This window comes from Marinimicrobium koreense (genome assembly GCF_003762925.1).
Classification (GTDB): Bacteria; Pseudomonadota; Gammaproteobacteria; order Pseudomonadales; family Cellvibrionaceae; genus Marinimicrobium; species Marinimicrobium koreense.
Genome location: NZ_RJUK01000001.1, coordinates 2,060,509 through 2,078,535, shown reverse-complemented (window position 1 = coordinate 2,078,535; position 18,027 = coordinate 2,060,509). Strand labels below are relative to the sequence as shown.

Annotated in this window: 16 protein-coding genes; 10 read left to right on the top strand and 6 right to left on the bottom strand. The window is 60.5% G+C overall.

Going from position 1 to position 18,027, the window contains the following annotated elements; all coding sequences use genetic code 11:
• Nucleotide 1: 1 nt before the first annotated feature.
• Genes EDC38_RS09085 through EDC38_RS09070 form a run of 4 tightly spaced genes read left to right on the top strand, consistent with a single transcriptional unit; the run spans nt 2 to nt 3,898 of the window.
• Nucleotides 2–979, top strand: coding sequence for a metal ABC transporter solute-binding protein, Zn/Mn family (locus EDC38_RS09085; protein WP_211331061.1), 978 nt, complete (start codon nt 2–4; stop codon nt 977–979).
• A complete protein-coding gene (locus EDC38_RS09080; protein ID WP_123638228.1) occupies nt 976–1,770 on the top strand; it encodes a metal ABC transporter ATP-binding protein in 795 nt (264 codons plus the stop codon). Before EDC38_RS09085 ends, EDC38_RS09080 begins: the two co-directional genes overlap by 4 nt.
• Nucleotides 1,767–2,978, top strand: a complete 1,212-nt coding sequence (locus tag EDC38_RS09075) for a metal ABC transporter permease (protein ID WP_211331060.1) — start codon at nt 1,767–1,769, stop codon at nt 2,976–2,978. Before EDC38_RS09080 ends, EDC38_RS09075 begins: the two co-directional genes overlap by 4 nt.
• Entirely contained in the window at nt 2,975–3,898 is a 924-nt protein-coding gene (locus tag EDC38_RS09070) for a metal ABC transporter permease (RefSeq protein ID WP_123638227.1), read from the top strand. The genes EDC38_RS09075 and EDC38_RS09070 overlap by 4 nt, the downstream gene beginning before the upstream one ends.
• Nucleotides 3,899–3,919: 21 nt before the next feature.
• Here the strand turns inward: EDC38_RS09070 and EDC38_RS09065 are convergent, their stop codons facing one another.
• Nucleotides 3,920–4,885 (bottom strand): pectinesterase family protein, encoded by a 966-nt coding sequence (locus EDC38_RS09065; protein WP_123638226.1) that lies wholly within the window; start codon nt 4,883–4,885, stop codon nt 3,920–3,922.
• Between the two features lie 283 nt (nt 4,886–5,168).
• The gene (locus EDC38_RS09060; RefSeq protein WP_123638225.1) at nt 5,169–6,080 is read right to left on the bottom strand and encodes a histone deacetylase family protein; all 912 of its coding nucleotides are present in this window, start codon (nt 6,078–6,080) and stop codon (nt 5,169–5,171) included.
• A gap of 264 nt (nt 6,081–6,344) precedes the next feature.
• On the opposite strand from EDC38_RS09060, the gene EDC38_RS09055 reads away from it, so the two are divergent.
• Entirely contained in the window at nt 6,345–7,313 is a 969-nt protein-coding gene (locus tag EDC38_RS09055) for an XdhC family protein (RefSeq protein ID WP_123638224.1), read from the top strand.
• Nucleotides 7,303–7,899 (top strand): nucleotidyltransferase family protein, encoded by a 597-nt coding sequence (locus EDC38_RS09050; RefSeq protein WP_123638223.1) that lies wholly within the window; start codon nt 7,303–7,305, stop codon nt 7,897–7,899. The genes EDC38_RS09055 and EDC38_RS09050 overlap by 11 nt, the downstream gene beginning before the upstream one ends.
• A 343-nt stretch (nt 7,900–8,242) precedes the next feature.
• Here the strand turns inward: EDC38_RS09050 and EDC38_RS09045 are convergent, their stop codons facing one another.
• Genes EDC38_RS09045 through EDC38_RS09035 form a run of 3 tightly spaced genes read right to left on the bottom strand, consistent with a single transcriptional unit; the run spans nt 8,243 to nt 12,323 of the window.
• On the bottom strand, nt 8,243–10,549 hold the full coding sequence (locus EDC38_RS09045) for a xanthine dehydrogenase family protein molybdopterin-binding subunit (RefSeq protein WP_123638222.1): 2,307 nt from the start codon (nt 10,547–10,549) through the stop codon (nt 8,243–8,245).
• Nucleotides 10,542–11,036, bottom strand: coding sequence for a (2Fe-2S)-binding protein (locus tag EDC38_RS09040; RefSeq protein ID WP_024461177.1), 495 nt, complete (start codon nt 11,034–11,036; stop codon nt 10,542–10,544). The genes EDC38_RS09045 and EDC38_RS09040 overlap by 8 nt, the downstream gene beginning before the upstream one ends.
• A 6-nt stretch (nt 11,037–11,042) precedes the next feature.
• On the bottom strand, nt 11,043–12,323 hold the full coding sequence (locus tag EDC38_RS09035) for a cytochrome c (protein ID WP_123638221.1): 1,281 nt from the start codon (nt 12,321–12,323) through the stop codon (nt 11,043–11,045).
• Between the two features lie 265 nt (nt 12,324–12,588).
• On the opposite strand from EDC38_RS09035, the gene EDC38_RS09030 reads away from it, so the two are divergent.
• The 4 genes from EDC38_RS09030 (at nt 12,589) to EDC38_RS09015 (ending at nt 15,550) form a co-directional block, all read left to right on the top strand.
• Nucleotides 12,589–13,131: a ferritin-like domain-containing protein gene (locus tag EDC38_RS09030; RefSeq protein WP_123638220.1), complete on the top strand. Its 543-nt coding sequence runs from the start codon at nt 12,589–12,591 to the stop codon at nt 13,129–13,131.
• A 507-nt stretch (nt 13,132–13,638) separates the two neighbouring features.
• Nucleotides 13,639–14,673 carry a LysM peptidoglycan-binding domain-containing protein gene (locus tag EDC38_RS09025; RefSeq protein ID WP_123638219.1) on the top strand — a complete coding sequence of 345 codons (1,035 nt, stop codon included), beginning with the start codon at nt 13,639–13,641 and terminating at the stop codon, nt 14,671–14,673.
• Nucleotides 14,674–14,696: 23 nt separating this feature from the next.
• A complete protein-coding gene (locus EDC38_RS09020) occupies nt 14,697–15,095 on the top strand; it encodes a hypothetical protein (RefSeq protein WP_123638218.1) in 399 nt (132 codons plus the stop codon).
• Between the two features lie 56 nt (nt 15,096–15,151).
• A complete protein-coding gene (locus EDC38_RS09015; protein ID WP_123638217.1) occupies nt 15,152–15,550 on the top strand; it encodes a hypothetical protein in 399 nt (132 codons plus the stop codon).
• 176 nt (nt 15,551–15,726) lie between these two features.
• Here EDC38_RS09015 and selD read toward each other — a convergent pair whose 3' ends face one another.
• Nucleotides 15,727–18,003: a selenide, water dikinase SelD gene (gene selD, locus EDC38_RS09010; RefSeq protein WP_123638216.1), complete on the bottom strand. Its 2,277-nt coding sequence runs from the start codon at nt 18,001–18,003 to the stop codon at nt 15,727–15,729.
• Nucleotides 18,004–18,027 lie beyond the last annotated feature (24 nt).

The following is an 18,027-nucleotide window of genomic DNA, read 5'->3' as shown; positions in this document are numbered from 1 at the left end:
TGTGACGCTGACCAAGCGTGTTGCCCTTTCGGCGGCACTGTTAATCACCGGCCTGTTTGGCGGAATGCTGTCCGTTGCGGCGGAGTCACGACTACAGGTGGTGGCGACCACCGGCATGGTGGCGGATGTGGTGCGTGAGGTCGGGGGAGATCACGTGCGTGTCGAAGGGCTGATGGGGCCGGGGGTGGACCCGCACCTGTACCGCCAGACCCGCCGCGATATTACCGCGCTCAGCCGGGCCGATGCCGTTTTCTGGAACGGCCTCTACCTGGAGGCCCAGTTGGAAGAGTTCCTGGAACGTCTGGCCCAGCGTCGTCCGGTCTTCGCGGTAGCGGAAGGAGTGCCCGAGCGCTTGCGTCTGTCGGATGAAGAATACCGGAACCAGTCGGATCCACACGTCTGGATGGACCCGGGTCGCTGGCGCTATGGGGTTGAAGCGGTGCGCAGCGCATTGGTGGAGCTCCGCCCGGAGCAGAAAGCCTACTTTGACCAGCGCGCTGAATCCTATCTGAGCGAGCTGGAAACACTCAATGACTACGCGCGTCAGGTGTTGGGCAGTGTCCCGGAAGGTAAGCGGGTGTTGGTCACCGCTCACGATGCCTTCGGCTACTTTGGGGATGCCTACGGATTCGAGGTGCTGGGGATTCAGGGCTTCTCGACGGAAAGCGAGGCCGGTCTGTCGCGAATCGAAGCGCTGGTTGATCTGTTGGTCGAGCGCGAAATCGGGGCGATTTTTGTCGAATCATCGGTGTCGGATCGGAACGTCCGGGCGTTGATTGAGGGCGCCGCCGCGCGCGGTCACTCGGTGCGCATTGGCGGTGAGCTGTACTCCGATGCCATGGGGCCCGCCGGCACCTACGAAGGTACCTGGCTGGGAATGATCGATCACAACGTCAGTACCATTGCCCGTGCGTTGGGCGGTGAAGTCCCGTCCGGTGGCCGGCTCGGGAAACTGAAACACGCCGGGGCCAGGGAATGAACGCCAAAGGGCAACTCAGTGAAGCCGTGACCGCCAGTCCATTATCGATTCAGGGGCTGACCGTCAGTTATGACCACCGGCCCGTGGTTTACTCCGTGGACCTGTTGCTGAAGCCAGGCCGTATGACCGCGATTGTTGGCCCCAATGGCGCGGGCAAGTCAACCCTGCTCAAAGCCGCGCTCAGTATCACCCGCAGCCTGACCGGGGATGTAAGGGTTTTTGGCCGACCGCTGGCGCAGATGACCGAAGACATTGCCTACGTGCCGCAACGCAACAGCGTCGATTGGGACTTCCCGGCCACCGTGCTCGATGTGGTCACTATGGGGTTGTTTCGCAAACTGCGCTGGTGGCAGCTGACCCGCCGCAGCCATACCGACAAGGCCATGGAAAGTCTCACGCGGGTGGGGATGGAAGCCTTCGCGGATCGGCAGATCGGTGAACTGTCTGGTGGTCAGCAGCAGCGGGTCTTTCTGGCGCGGGCGTTGGTCCAGAACGCGGCGCTGACCATTCTCGATGAACCCTTCGCCGGGGTGGACGCGGCCACCGAGCGGGCCATTGTCGAGGTCTTGAAACAGTTGCGCGAAGAGGGGAAAACCCTCTTGTGTGTTCACCACGACCTGTCCACGGTGCGAGATTACTTCGATGACGTGTTGCTGCTCAATGTGCGGCGCGTGGCCGCCGGTCCGGTCGATCAGGTATTCACGGCGGAGAACCTTCAGGCCACCTATGGCGGGCGCCTCAATCCGGTGCAGTTGGAGCGGTTGGTGCCGGCGGTCTCGGAGGAGCCATGATGGACGCCTGGTGGCCGGCACTGATTTTCTCGGCGGGCTATAACACCACGCTGGTGACTCTGGGAGCCATGCTGTTGGGCGCCGGGGCGGGCATGATCGGTGCGTTTGTCCTGTTGCGCAAACGCTCCCTGGTCAGCGACGCCATCACCCATGCCACCCTCCCCGGGTTGGCGATGGCCTTTGTACTGATTGGTGCGATTCAGGGCGATGGCCGCTGGCTGCCCGGACTGCTATTGGGCGCCGCGCTGAGTGCCGCCCTGGGGCTCTGGCTGGTGCAGTGGATCAGTGCTCGTACCCGCCTGGGTGAAGACGCAGCGATTGGGGCGGTCCTGTCCACGTTTTTTGCCTTCGGTGTGGTCCTCATTACGGTCATTCAATCCATGAACGTCACCGGCCAATCGGGCCTGACCGGCTACCTGGTGGGTTCTACTGCCGGAATGTTGGCCGTCGAGGCCAAGCTGATAGCCTCCTGTGCGCTCGGGCTGCTCTTGGCGGTCTTTATTTTGCGCCGGGAATTTTTGTTGGTCTGCTTTGATCCGGAGTTTGCGCAAACCCAGGGGGTCAATACCGGGCGGGTAGACCTGTTACTGCTGCTGTTGTTGATGGCGGTGGTGGTCATCGGCCTGAAGGTGACCGGGTTGATTCTGGTGGTGGCACTCACCATCACCCCGCCGGTAAGTGCTCGCTTCTGGACCAACCGGCCGCCGCGCATGGTGGCGCTGGCGGCGGTGCTGGGCGCCTTGGCGGCTTATCTGGGCGTTACCCTGTCGAGCGCGCGCGCGAGTCTTCCCACCGGCTCATTGATTGTCTTGTCGGCGTTTGCGATTTTTCTGATGTCGTTCCTCGCCGCGCCGCGTCGCGGTGTGTTCGCCTCTTTGCTCGCCCACCAGCGGTTTCGTCGGCGGGTTCATTTGCGCCAGGGGCTGCTGTCGATGTCACGCAACGAGCCAATTTTTGATGGCCTCACGTTGCGGTTGTTACGTCGGGCGGGCCACATCCGGCGCGATGGGGTCGCCACGGCCCAGGGGCGGGCGGCGGCCCGGGAGGCGGAGCATGAAGAGCGGCTCTGGGCCCTGTACCGGCGGCTCTATCCCGGCGACGCCCTGCACCGCGAGCATGCGGGTCTGGATCCGATTGCACGGGTCTTGCCGCCGGATGCCATTGATGAGCTTGAACAGCGGTTGCTCGCGAGCGGGGGGAGGGCATGAGCGATTTCATGATGTTCAGCCTGGTGCCCATGACCGTGGCCATCATTATCAGCATGACCTGTGCGCTGTTGGGCAACTTCCTGGTATTGCGCCGGCAGAGTCTGATCAGCGATGCCATCAGTCACGTCGCCCTGCCGGGCATCGTGGCCAGCTTTCTGCTTACCGGCACCATTGCCTCCACGGCCATGATGCTGGGTGCCGGGGTCTCGGCACTGGTGACGGTGGCCATGATCGACGCCATACGCCGGTTCGGGCGAGTGGAAATCAGTGCGGCCATGGGGGTGACCTTTACCAGCCTGTTTGCCCTGGGAGTGCTGTTGCTGGAAGTGAGTCAGGCCAGCGGCGTACACATTGATGTGCAGCACGCCCTATACGGAAATCTGGAGAGTCTGATCTGGTTTGAAGGCGTCGGTCTTTCATCCCTGGTTGATCCGGCGGCGCTGGCCACTCTGCCACCGCAACTGGCTCGTGTCGGGGTGGTGGCACTGGTGGTACTGGTGTTCGTGGTGGTGTTCCGCCGTCACTTGATTCTGGGAAGTTTTGATTCGGAATTCGCCGCCAGCATCCGCGCCCGCCCGGCGCTGGTGGATCTTCTGCTGGTCACCATGGTGGCGGTGGCGGCCATCGCGGCCTTTGAAGCGGTGGGCTCCATTATCGTGATCGCCATGTTCATCTGCCCGGCGGCGGCAGCCCGCCTGATGACCAATCACTTGGGCAAACAGCTCGCCTGGAGTCAGCTCTTTGCCCTGATATCCGCCGTCGTGGGCTACTGGTTGGCGGGCTACGGCCTGATCGCGCTGGGGCTGGATATGTCGCTGAGCGCCGCTGGCATGATCGCCACCGTGGCCGGGCTTATTCTGCTGGTCACCTGCCTCTGGGGCCCGCAGCGACGCGGCCGAGCGGTGCTTGCGAACGCCTAAGCACAACTTCGGATCGTCGGCTTATCGAGCGCGATACCAGCCATCCTCACCGAGAATCGTTTCCAGCGTGTAATCGCCGGCCTGTTCGTCACTCAAGGTGGTTTGCCATTTCACCCGCTTGTCGGGCTGCGCGCCTGGTCCGCGGCTGTCGTACTCACCGTAAAGTACGGTGTGCTCCGCGTCCGGCTTGGACCAGTTATGCCAGCCCTCGGGCTTGATGTGCGCCCCCATGTCGGTGTTAATGAACACCGTGCGGGCAAAGTCTCGCCAGGGACGTCCGAGGTAGACTTCATCCACATCCTTGTCGGCAGTGAGCGTAGCGTTCAGAAACACAAAACCGTGGGGAATGCCCTCCGGCGTTGAAGCCGCCGTGATATAAGAATCACTTTTCGAGTGGATCTGGCACTGGTCAAACACCGCCGTGGCGCGACCGAAAATAAAATCCGTGGTGCCTTCGACATAACAGTTCCGGAAGTACTGCCGTTTGCCTTCCCCGGTCAGATAGAGCGTATCCTGATGGCCGAGAAAGCGGCTGTTGTAAAAACTTACCCGATCGGCATTGACCGCCAGAGCGACCGCCTGGCCCACCGGGCCGGCGGTATTTTCAATGGTCAGATTTTCACCGTGGAAGTCATCGCCATCTACCTGCAGGGTGGCGGTGTGGAAGGTGCTATTGCGGCCCTTGTCGATCTGCTTGAAGTGATCGCCCCAGGTGATGATGGTCTTGCCGGCGTCCTCGCCAATCAGCGACACCATCGGGTTCCACTCATACACACGGACCTTCTCCCGATAAGTGCCGTTCTTGATGTGGATGGTGATGCGCTTGTCGGGAAAGGCCTTGGTGTTATCGATCGCGGCCTGAATGGTGTCGTAATCACCGCTGCCGTCCTGGGCAACGGTCATCTCATAGACGATATCCGCCCGCACAGGCAGGGTCGCCAGCAGTGATAGCATAAAAAATACAACGATACGGTATCCGATCTTCATGGTTGACTTCTCTCTCTCAGTTCATTGTTTTTTGGTTTGACGTATTATTGTAAACCATTGGTGTTTTGCAAACTTGGGTAACGGCGGATGCGCTTCGCTCCGAAACGTCGGACCGATCCGCCCTACGCGTACTTTGTGTTTTTGGGCGTTTGGGTAACGGCGGATGCGCTTCGCTTATCCGCCCTACGCCGACTGCTGTGCTATCCGTAGGGCGGATAAGCGAAGCGCATCCGCCGTTCCCTCACGTTCCCGCGTCCGCCGCAACCGACTCACTGCAACAACATCATCCCCGTAACTTCGCCGCCTCCTCCACCACAATCGCGTGTCGGCGTGCTAACGCATGTCGGTCATCATCGTATCCGCCCCCAATCACTGTCGCCACCGGAATATCCCGTTTAAGCAATTCACTCAACACCCGCCGATCCCGCTCACGAATGCCCGCCTCCGTGATGTTCAGCCTCCCGAGCGGGTCTCCGGCATAGACGTCTACCCCCGCATCATAGAGGACGATATCGGGCTGAAAATCCGTAAGTACCTGTTCGAGAGTGTCCATCACCACCCGCAGATAATCCTCATCCCCCATGCCATCGGGCAGCGGCACATCGAGATCACTGCGCTGTTTGTCGAACGGAAAGTTATTGTCGCAGTGCAGCGAACAGGTAAAGGCGTGGGGCTCATCCGCCAGCAGTGCGGCGGTGCCGTCCCCCTGATGGACGTCGCAGTCAAAAATCAGCACCCGCCCGACACCGCTCTGGCGAATCAGCACCTTTGTGGCTATCGCCAGATCGTTCAGAATGCAGAAGCCCGAGGCGTAGTCATAGTGTGCGTGGTGAGTGCCGCCGGCCAGATGGCAGGCCAGACCGGTATGAAGTGCCAGCTGCGCGGCCAGCACTGTGCCCGAGGGCGCAATCAGCGTGCGCTTGACCAACCCCTCGCTCCAGGGCAGGTTCATCTGCCGAAGTTCCCGAGGTGACTGGGCCCGAGAGATAAAGCGCTGCAGGTAGTCCGGGCAGTGGGTCTGCTCCAACCACAGCGGCTTGCAGGGCCCGGGCCGAAAGCTGTTCTCCGGGCGCAGCAGACCGATGCGGCGCAGGTGCTCGGCCAACAGACCAAACTTCGCCATGGGAAACCGGTGCCGCTCCGGGAAGGGGAAGCTGTAGGCCGGGTGAAAAACCAGGGGTAGGGATGAGGGCATAGGGTGAATAAATTGCGTTAATTGAATGAGTCATCTTAAAGTATGGCGCCAGCGAATAACACTCTGCGGCTTGGGTTACGGCGGATGCGCCTTTGGCTTATCCGCCCTACGCAGACTGCCGTGGTACGCGTAGGGCGGATCGGTCCGACGTCTCGGAGCGAAGCGCATCCGCCGTTCCCAACCCTGCCGACACTCGCCACAACCACGACAATACGACACAACTCCGCTATGCTGTAACCAAACCCGAAACAAAGCGAAAAAACCATGCAACACCTCGACCTGCAAGTCATCGAACGGGCCCTACAATGGCTGGACAATGACCAACCCATCTGGCTGTGTACCGTTCTCGCCACCTTTGGCTCCTCGCCGCGTGAACCCGGCTCCATGATGGTGGCCCGCTCGGACGGCCAACACGTGGGCTCACTGTCCGGAGGGTGCGTCGAGGAAGATTTTCTGGCCCGACTGCGCGCCGGTGATTTTCATCAGCCGCTGTCCCAGATCCGCTATGGCAACGATGAAGTCTCCGGCCCAAAGGTCACGCTTCCCTGCGGTGGGGTGCTCGACGTTCTGATTGAACGACTGACCCCGACGGAAGAACACCGCGCGCATCTTCAGACGTTGCGAGAGGCCATGCGGGGCCAGCAGTCGTTGATCCGCTCAGTGCTGCTCGACAATGGTGAGTCGACCTTCGTCGAGGGCTCGGCCCTCGGCCCGCGAGTGGAGCGTGATGAACAGGCCGTGCGCATCCGGGTCGGCCCCACGCTGCGCTTGATCATCGCCGGCATCAGCCCGGTGTCCGCTGCCTGCGCCGAGTTTGCCCAAGCGCTGGGGTTTGATGTGATTGTGTGCGATCCACGCGATGACGAAGTGGCCACCTTTAACGTGCCGGGGGTCAATGTCGAGGCGGTCCTGCCATCGCTCTACATTGAGCAGCACGCCCATGCCGCCACGGCGGTAGTGGCTCTGACCCACGATCCGAGAATCGACGACCTGGCGATGATGGAAGCGGTGCGCACCGAGGCGTTTTACATCGGCGTCATGGGCTCGCGCAAAACCTCCGCTAACCGCGCCGAACGCCTGCGCCGCTCCGGTGGACTGAACGACGCGGATATCGAGCGCCTGCACATGCCCATCGGCCTGGCGATAGGCAGTAAAACCCCCGCCGAAATCGCCCTGGCCGTCATGGCCGACATCATCCGAGTGCACCGGGGCCGACCGCGCCATGCCCTCTAGCCTCACCCCCTCCAACGATGTCGTCGGCCTGATAATGGCCGCCGGCTACTCCACCCGGTTCGGCGCGGACAAACGTCGAGCCCAGCTCACGGAAGGCCAGACACTACTTCAGGCAACGGTTGCCATGACCCGATCAGTGTTTGAAGCGTTTTATGTGGTACTCCGCTCCGACGATGAAGAGCGCGATCTTGGGCTGGGGACGGAGCCGGTCATTTATGCTCCCGAAGAACCCATTGGTCTGGGCACCAGCATCGCCGCCGCGTTTCAGCACCTACAGGTAGATAACAAAGACGCCACTGCAGCGGCGGTTCTTCTCGGTGATATGCCCTGGATCAAACCGGATGCGTTCAGCGAGTTGTTGAGCCACGCAACGGAAGACACGATCATCCGCCCGGTCTACGACGGCAATGCGGGCCACCCGGTACTATTCGGCCGCGACTTCTGGCCCGAGCTGGCCAACCTCCACGGTGATCTGGGTGCACGCACCATCATCAGAAAACACCACAGCGCCTGCCGTCTGATTCCTGTTTCGGATGTGGGGGTGTTGCGGGACGTGGATCGGCCTGAAGATTTGAGTGTTCTGTAACGTCCGGTCGGAGGAGGGCACACCCTTTCAAGACACGCCGTAAACCCATCCCTGGGGGCTCGACGCGCGGAGTCCCTCCGCTTACGGTCTTGAAAGGGTGTGCCCTCCTCCGACCTCCGAGGTAATTCCCACGCGAATGCATTTTATCTTCCGGTTTTTTCGAAAGGAGCCATGTGCCCTGCGAGACGTTATTACGAAGCACTGAGGTGCGGGAAGGGGGACGTTGTTTCCAGACCGTAGAGCGGGGGACCCGCGATCCGAGCCTACATGGATGTATTCACGGCGTGTCTGGAAACAACGTCCCCCTTCCCGTACCGGACTATCGGACTAAAAAGTCGGCAAGCTAAGCTTTCAAAGCCGCCAACACCGCTTCGCGTCGAATCGGAATCTCCGTCATCCGTACTCCGACCGCCGCGAAAATCGCGTTGCCAATCGCCGGACCGACCACCGTGGTTGCCGGTTCACCCAAGCCTACCGACAACTCCGTACTGTCCACAAACTCCATCTCAATCTCCGGCACATCGCGAATCCGCATCGGTGAATAAGTATTCAGGTTCTGATCCTTCACCTCACCCTTCTCAAACACCGTCCCCTCATGCAGCGCCATACTGGCACCCCACAAAGCCGCGCCTTCCACCTGCGCCCGGGCACCATCCGGATGCACCACCGTGCCAGCATCGGTCACCAGCGTCAGTTTCTGCAGCGTCACCTTGCCGGTATTGCGATCCACATGCACCTTGGCGACGCAAGCCGTCCAGGTCGGCATGTTGCGCTCCTGGCCGTAAGTGGTGGCCACACCGAGGCCGGTATCCGCCGGCATCTCCTGGCCCCACTCGGAAATTTCCCGCACCCGGCGTAGCACATTCGCCTGACGGCTGGCGCCGCCCACCGAGTTGGGGGCTTCGCCGGCGTTTTTGCCTTCCGCTTTCAGCAGGGCCAGACGGAACTCAACCGGGTCTTTCCCGGCCTTGCGGGCCGCCTGGTCCATAAAAGACTCCAGGGCCCAATTTACCCAGCCCGAGCCCACCGAGCGCAGCCAGCCGGGGCGAAAGGTTTTGTTGGCCAGGTCGTTGGAAATGGCCCGCAACCGATGCGCCCCCACCGAATACCAGTGAGCGGCGCCCTGAATGGCGAAGGGGTCGTACTTCTCACCATTGGTGGCCGCGGGCATAAAGCCCGGCACCATCACCTGTGTGGGCCAGCCGGCGGTGGCGTGGTGCTCCATGCCGGTGGGGTTGCCCTCGGCATCAAAGGCCATGCGCACCCGCTGGTAGGCGGGGGAGCGCACCGAGTCAAAGCGCGCGTCGTCTTCCCGGGTGAACACCAGCTTCACCGGGCGGTTCAGCGCTTTTGAGGCCAGAGCCGCGGGCACCGCGTAGTCGCCATTGAGCCGGCGACCAAAACCACCGCCGAGCATATAGGTACGCATGATGACTTTGTTTTCCGGTACATCCAGCGCGTTGGCCAGCGTCGGCAGAATCAGGGACTGCCACTGGTTGCCGGTGTGAATTTCCCAGATACCGTCTTTCTGATAGGCGAGGGCATTGACCGGCTCCAGTTGAAAGTGCAACACGGTGTGGGCGATGTAATCTTCTTCCAGCACCGAATCGGCGTTGCTGAAGGCGTCGTCCACGCCTTCTTCATTCACCACCAGTGCACCGCCATCGCCTTTCTCAATCAATTCCAAACCGCGATCGAGAATATCCTGCTCGCTGACGTTGGCGGTTTCCCCCGGCGTCCAGTCCACTTTGATTTTACTGGCCGCTTTGCTCGCCGCGTAAAACGAGGTGGCAATGACCACCGCCCAACCGGGCACGGTGTCGGTCGGGTCATTCAGTTGAATGGTCTGCAGGTAACCCTCGACGTTTTTCGCCTCGCTGTCATCGATGCTGTTGATCTTCGCACCGTAGCGGGTGGGCGGAATCAGAGGCCGACCGTACACCATGTTTTCGACGTTGGCATCGATGCCGTACACACTGGAACCATCGGTTTTATCGGGGATATCCAGTGCCTGGGCTTCCTGACCGATCAGGCGGCGGTCTTCGGGTTTTTTGACCTGGATTTTTTCCAGTTCGTCTTCGCTGAAGGAGCGGGACATGTTGCCACGCTGAACGATCTCGGCGTAGCTGATGGAGCGGTTGCCCGCGATCACTTCGCTGTTGCGCGCGCGGCACTGACTGACGTTGACGCCGAGCAGTTTGGCGCCCTCTTCAATTAACACTTGCCGACCGGCGGCACCGGCGCGACTGAGGGGCATAAAGTTTTGCCAAACCGACCAACTGCCACCGGTGACCATCAGGCCCCATTTGGGATCGCTGTCGACGTGGTGCAGTTCGACCTTGGACCAGTCGGCTTCCAGTTCGTCCGCGACAATGCGGGCCAGGGCAGTGCCCACATGCTGGCCCATTTCAGCCTCGGCAATGTTGACGATGATGCGCCCGTCATTTTCGATCTGATACCAGATGGTCGGCTCAAAGGTCTGGTTTTCAATCACCTCTTCCGGCTGGGCAAAACTCAACCCGGGGCGGTAAAAGGCGAGGGTGATGCCGGCACCGGCGGCGCCGATCAGAAAGCCGCGGCGGCTCAGGCTGGGGCCGTGATTGACCGCGCCCACATCGGGGTTGAGCAAGGAGCGAAATAGCTTATTCATTGGAGGCACCCTCCTGGATCTGGACACCGCCGCGCATTTCGGTGGCGGCGATTTTGATGGCTTCCCGGATGCGCACATAGGCCATGCAGCGGCACAGGTTGCCGCTCATCACCTGGTCGATCTGCTCATCGGTGGGGTTGGGAAAGTCCTTGAGCATGGCCGCGGCCTGCATGATCTGCCCGGACTGGCAGTAACCGCATTGCGGCGTCTGGGTTTCCACCCAGGCTTTCTGCAGGGGGTGCTGGCCGTTCTCGTCCAGCCCCTCGATGGTGGTGACCTCGGCCCCGGCCACCTGGCTGACCGGCGTAATGCAGGAGCGGGTGGCCCGGCCGTTGACCAGCACGGTGCAGGCGCCGCACAGGCCGATGCCGCAGCCGAACTTGGTGCCGGTCATGCCGGCGTCATCGCGAATGCCCCAGAGCAGCGGGGTGTCGTCGGTCACCTCCAGAGTGACCTTTTGCCCATTGAGGGTGAATGTGGTGCTCATGGTCTGTTACTCCTTCCCGTTGCCGGCGTTATCGCGCAGCGCTTGAATACGTTGTTCGAGATTGTCCCAGGCGGGGCGATCGGTGTGGGTGTCGCGCAGGAATGTGAACAGGGCCACCAGATCGTCATTGCTCCAGTCCGTGTAGCCCGGCATCACGACGCCCTGAATACCGGCCTCGTCGGAGATGCCTTCCAGCGTGAAGCGGATCAGGTTGGTCGGGTCATCGGCGGTCACGGCGCTGTTCAGGCTCATGTCCGGGCGCATGATGCTGGGCTCATCCGGATTGTTGTAGTGGCAACTGGCGCAGCCGTAGGTGAACAGTTCCTCCCCCCGGCTCAGGGTGCCGGCGCTGCGCTCCTGGGCGGTGCGAATCGCCCGGGCGGCCTGGCTGCCCGCCTGGGCCGCGTCGCTGCCACCGGTAACCGTATGGAAATAGCGGGCCAGGGCCCGAATGTCGTCATCGCTGGCCTCAACCAGCCCCTGATGCACCACATCGGCCATGGAGCCGGCGGCGACACCGTGGTAGATGGATACGCCGTTGCGCAGGTACAGGAACAGCTCGTCTTCGGTCCAACCCACCGGGGTGCTGTGGTTGTCGCTCAGTGCCGGCGCGAACCAGCCGTTGACGAAGGCCCCGTCGTAGTCTTGCCCGTCGGCCTCTGCGCCAACCGAATTGCGCGGCGTATGGCAGGCAGAGCAGTGCCCCAGGCCTTCGGCCAGGTACTCTCCGCGGCTGGCATCCTCTTCGAGAGTGGCGCCGTCGAAGTAGAGCAGCTTCCAGCCGGCCTGCAGCATGCGAATGCTGAACGGGAAGCGCAGGGTATTCTCCGGCGGCTCCGCGTTGATCGCTTCGCGGGTCATCATGTAAGCGTAGAGGTCTTCCAGATCCGCGTCGCTGACATTGGCAAAGTGGGTATAGGGAAAGGCGGGGAACAGGTGCGATCCATCCCGGGAGACCCCTTCGCGCATGGCCCGGTTGAACGCCTCCTGGGACCACTGACCGATACCGGACTCCGGGTCCGGAGTGATGTTGGTGGAATAGAGGGTGCCGAACTCCGTCTCGAAGGCAAGACCGCCCGCGTAGGGCTGATCGGGGTCGGTGGTGTGACAGCTCTGGCAGTTGCCGATGCCGGCCATGACCTGGCCCCGGTCAATCTGCTCCTGCGAGAAGCTATCCGCCGAGGGCGGCGACTGGGGCTCGATACTGCCCTCCCAAGCGAGCAATAACAGAACAATAAAACCCAGGATGATTAAGCCGACAATGCCGACCGCTATGCGTTTGATCACCTTGCATCTCCTTCGTTGGCCTACCGCTCAGCGCAGGGAGCGCCAGTCGCGGCAGGGGTATCGCTGAGGACAGGTCTGGAAACCACGGTATTACCGGTACTGCTTGTTATCGTTACAGTGTAGACCATGGGTACGGATTTGCGCGCCCCGGCGATCAGGGCACGTCTGCCGGGTCAGAGTTGTCGTAAGGAGGGTAGGTGGTTCGGAAACGCCGGCTTGACCGAGCTGCTATGCTGAACCTATCCATTCTGAAAGAGAGGTAGTTATGACCGATCAACCGTTTCTGACCGATGTGAAAACCCTGCGCGAACGCGCCAGAAAGCACATTGAGCAGGGGGCTGTCACCGAGGGCTACAAGGCCAACCGGGACAATGTGATAAAGGTTCTCAACGAGGCCCTGGCCACCGAGATCGTCTGCACCCTGCGCTACAAGAGCCACTATTATCGCGCCGAGGGTATCAACGCCGAAGTGGCGGCCCAGGAGTTTCTGGAACACGCCCAGCAGGAAGAGCAGCACGCCGACTGGCTCGCCGAGCGCATCGTGCAACTGGGCGGCAAACCGAACTTTTCCCCGGAAGGGCTGCAGACCCGCTCACATGCGGAATTTGTGGAAGGCGATACCCTGCGGGAAATGGTCGTGGAAGACCTGGTGGCCGAACGCATCGCCATCGACAGCTACCGGGAAATCGCCGCCTACCTCGGCGACCAGGACCCCACCTCCCGCCGTATCATTGAAGACATCCTCGCCCAGGAAGAAGAGCACGCCGACGACATGGCCGGCCTGCTGGAAGGCCTCGACGGCAAGTAACCTTGCAAATAACGGTGGATCGGCCCGACGCATGCCACAACACCCGCGTAGGGCGGCATAAGGCCAAAGGCCGCATCCGCCGTAACCCAACGCCCCGGACCGCGCATCCGCCGTAATAACCCACCTCCCGTGAACTCCACACAACTTTAAGGTACAGTCACCACGTCGCCTGAAATTGCGGGAATGAGCCCATGAACAAAAAGGTATTGTCCGAGCGCGATATCTGCACCAAATGCATCATTCAGGCCATGTGCAATCAACAGAGAGCCCGTCAATCGAAGCTGGCGAAGCGCTAAACTTAACTGGCTGACAGCATGGGGAGAGGGGCTTTGAATTATTAACAAGCAATTGGCCTTCTTTTCACGCTGAAAAGTGTGATGTTTATCACCCTTTTCAGCGTCCTTTTGAAAGGAAATTGACAAAAAACAAAATGGCTTGCGAGCCCGGTTACCCTTTGGTAATTTAGCCGCAGCTAACGTCGTAAGGATAGCCTGACAAGGAGCCGCTATGAACCATCCCGCCATATCGTCAGAAACGGATGTTATCGTCTACCAGATCCAACCCGGTGATACACTAAGCGCCATCGTTAAGCGCTACTACGGTCCGATGAACCCACAGCAACAGCAAGATTGGATTCAGCGTATCGTGGCCAATAACCGTTCCGCTAAGAACGCCAACACCATTTACGCCGGTCAGCTACTAAAGCTGGATGTCCCACGGCAATATTGCGCCGCGCCTAAGGGATTTCCCCATCACCTCAGCGCGTCGGACGATTGGTTTATCACCTTGAACAATCATTGGGCCAGCGCCTCCCCGGCGGAGCGGGAAGTCACCTCGCTGCTGACACCGCTGATCATGGGTGGCTCCAGCGCCAAGTTGGCCGCGCTGGATCGCACCTTCAAGAACAATGCCCCGCTATTGCGGGAAATGGTTGAGAATTACGAGAGCTACAAGGCGGGCGACCTCACCAAAGGCCAGTACGACTACCGCCGACGCAAGCTGGTGAGTCAACTCAGCCAAAAGCTCGGCCCCACCCAATGGCTACTCAACGGCACCTCCGATCTATCCGAGGTATTGAGGATCACCCGCAAGGCCGGAGCCGAATCGGTCGCGCCGTTAAAGCAGCAGGCGCGAAAGCTGGTGAGTGCATCAAAGCTAGCTTCGGCGGGTGGAATTGTGTTGACGGCCGTGTCTCTCAAAATGGCGTGTGATCAGATCGCTGAAGCGGAATCCAAAGCAGAGAAAAGCGGTATTCTGGTCGAGACGATTACCGCAACAGCGGTTGGGCTGGGCGCAGCCGCCGGTGTTTCGATCGCGGTTGCCTTTGCATCCACTCCGGTGGGCTGGGTGGCATCCCTGGTTATTGCAGCGGGTGTGGCAGCCGTCAGCTACGGCTCAGGTCGAGCAGCACGCAATATGTATGATTCGCTGGGAACCCCCATTGACCTTACCACCGCGACCGGTGTGAGCATGCTGTGCGCTAAGAAAGAGAGTTCGACGCGAGGGCGAATCGTCGCGCCAGGCCTCTCGATGCGACTTTGATAATAACGGGAGTCCATTCCACAATGCAGAACGCACTTGAGCTCATCAACACCATCGGCGTGTACTCCGTAATCCCGGCGGTTCCGCTGATTGTATTGTCGGTGGCCGTCGGATTGGTGCTTCACAACACATTGGCAAGCCGTTTGGATCCAATTCTCTTCAAGGAGCCATACTTCCACCAAAAAGAGCTGAGAATCTATGTCGTATGGCCACTGACTTGGTTGAAAACGATGGCATACATTCTTCTGGTGACGTGCCCGAAAATGGCCAAATGGAAGCGATTCAAAGGGTTCAAGGAAGCTCTGCCGCTGGCTTGGTTTTTGGTGGCGCTGTGCTATATCGAGCTGATGCTGCTCGTTCTGTTGATGCTGGTTGCCATCGTCATGATAACCACAGGGGCATTGTCTGTACTTCTAAGCTAGAGGAGCATACCTGTGCTTACCGTAGGGGAAAGAAGCGCTTCAGGGAAGGTTGGTTGATGCAAACGATTTTGGATGTAGTGAGTACAGTAGGGTATTACTCTATCTTTCCGACGCTGGTGATCACGCCAGCGGCTATCGTCATTGGTTTGGTACTCCACAACATGCTGATAACCCGGCTCGACCCGCTTCTCTTTCAAGAGCCTTACTTTCACAGGAAAGAATTGACGGTTCTGACAATATGGCCATTTACCGTGGTCAAAACGATGGGTTACATGATGTTGGTAGTCGTTCCTAAGATGGCCAAGTGGAAACGATTTAAGGGGTTCAATGAAACACTGCCACTGAGCAGATTTTTGGTGGCGCTTTGCTATGTCGAGTTGGTACTGCTCGTTTTTTTGATGCTGGTCGCCATCGTTCTGATGACCACGGGCGCACTGTCGGTGTTGCTGAGCTAGCGAAGCCCGGAAATAAGAATCCCCGCGTAGGTTTCGCTGGAAACCAAGAGGCGGGGACCGTGTTATCGGCCAGGGTAGCCTTGAACCCGTTGAGAGGTCAAGTTTTGACCCTTAGGGTAACGGTGGATGACGGCCTTTGGCCTTATGCCACCCTACGATTCGTGCCGCGTCGGCGACTACCGCAAATGAACCGGCTCCAGCGCATCGCCTTCGGGCAGAATCCGGCCGATGATCCGGGTGTGAGGGTAGCCCAGAGAATGTAGCGCCGCTACGCAGGCGTCCGCCTGATCGGCGGGAATGGAGGCGAGCAGGCCGCCGGCAGTTTGGGGGTCGAACAGTAGCGGATAGCGGGGGTGGTCGACCCACTGGTCCTGATCCTTGATGGCGCGGCGCAGGCGGACGTTGGCCGGTTGCAGGGAGCTGAGTACGCCAGCGGCGACGGTCTCTTCGGCGCCTTCCAGCAGCGGCAGTACCTCCAACTTCAGTTCGGCATCCACGCCTGAGGCGCGGGTCATTTCCACCAGGTGGCCCAGCAGGCCGAAGCCGGTCAGGTCGGTGCAGGCCGTTGAGCCATACTCGCGCAGGCATTGCGCCGCCAGTCGGTTGGAAACGCACATGCTGGCGAGCGCTGCGTCGATCCAGCGGCCTTTGATTTTCAGTTGCGGCAGGGCGGCAAACAGGGTGCCGGTGCCGATGGGTTTGGTGAGCAACAGCACCTGGCCGGGCTGAAGGCCGCCCTTGGTCAGCGCCGTGTCGTTTTCATCAATCAGTCCGTTGACCGCAAAACCCAACGCCAGCTCTTTGCCCTCGCCGGTGTGACCGCCCACCAAGGTACAGTTGGCATCGTTCAACACCTCCAGCGCGCCAGTCATCATCTGGTACACCGTGTCTTCCACTTTCGATTCCAGCCCTTGAGGCACCGTGGCCACGGCGGTGGCGGTCTGGGCTTCGGCGCCCATGGCGAACACATCCCCCAGGGCGTGATTGGCGGCAATTTTGCCGAACACATAGGGGTCGTCAATAAAGGCGCGGAAAAAATCGATGGTGTGGACCGCCGCTTTGCCGGCGGGAATTTTCACCACGGCGGCATCGTCGGGCGCGTGCAGGCCCACCAGCACTTCGTCCCGCTCCACGGGCTTGAGGGTGGAGAGGGCGCGGGACAGCACCGTCGCCCCCACCTTGGCTCCGCAGCCGCCGCAGCGCATGGCGATGGCGGAGATGGCCTGGTCCTGTTCGTCTTTTTCCAGTGGTACGCGGCTCGGCTTGGTCGGTGCCATGGCCTGCTCGTCTATCGGCGGCAGTTCGTTAAACTTGGCCATGAAGCGCCGGTCAATCGAATCCTTCCAGCGCCACACCCAATCCCCGGCGGCGTAAAAGCCGCCCCGGGATGCCACCGCGTGCTGATTGCCGGTGCTAATCAGGGCCAGCCATTTTTTCTGGGGGCGATAGGGTTTGAGCGGTTGGCCCAGCACGGCCCGGCGCAGGTTGTCCGCCATCGGGCGTCCCTGACGCACAGCAAACACGCCAGCTTTCTCGCGGGGATGATTTACCTGAGTGGCAATATCCCCGGCGGCAAAAATCTTCGGATCATTCATGGATTGCAGGGTGTCGCGCACCTGAATAAAGCCGTTGTCATCCAGTTCCAGGCCGGTCTCCTTCAGCCAGGCGGCGCCGCCGGCACTGGTTACCCAGACCACTTCGTCCGCCTCGTGCCAATAGCCGTCTTCGGTGTGCAGTCGCCCGGCGTCCACGGCGGTGACTTCGGCGTTGGTGTAGAGGTTGATCTCGCCCATCGCCAGTGCCTGATGAAAGTGATTGCGCACCTTCTGGTTGTGGGTGGGCAGAATTTTTTCATCGCGGGTGTAAAGGTCGAATACCAGTTCTTCGGGATCGCGCCCCATGGCCTGAAGCTCGCGGGTCAGGCGATATTGCATGGCAAGCACCAGCTCCACGCCGCCCGCGCCACCGCCCACGACGGCCACCCGGGTGATGCCGGGATGATGGGTCACCCGGTCGAGCAACTGTTGCCAGCTGTCATTGAACTGATAGATGGGTTTGACCGGTACCGCGTGCTGCTCCGCGCCGGGCACCCGGCTGACCTGAGGGGTGGAACCGATATTGATGGAGAGCAGATCGTAGGGCACCGGCGGCCGACCGCGGCAGATGACTTTCTGATTGGCCCGATCAATATTGACCGCTTCATCACTGAAAAACCGCGCGCCGGCAAACTCCGCCAGTCGGCGCAGATCAATGTGCACTTCATCGTAGCTGTAGTGTCCGGCAATATAGCCGGGCAGCATGCCGGAGTAGGGCGTGTGCGTATCCCGGCAGATCACCGTCAGCCGCACCCCGGGCTCGGGTTTCATGGCGAAGCGTTTGAGTACCCCCACATGACTGTGGCCACCGCCAATTAACACGATATCGCGCAGGATGGGTTGTTCGGGTTGATGCATGAGCGGGCCTCGGTTCGCTGAAAC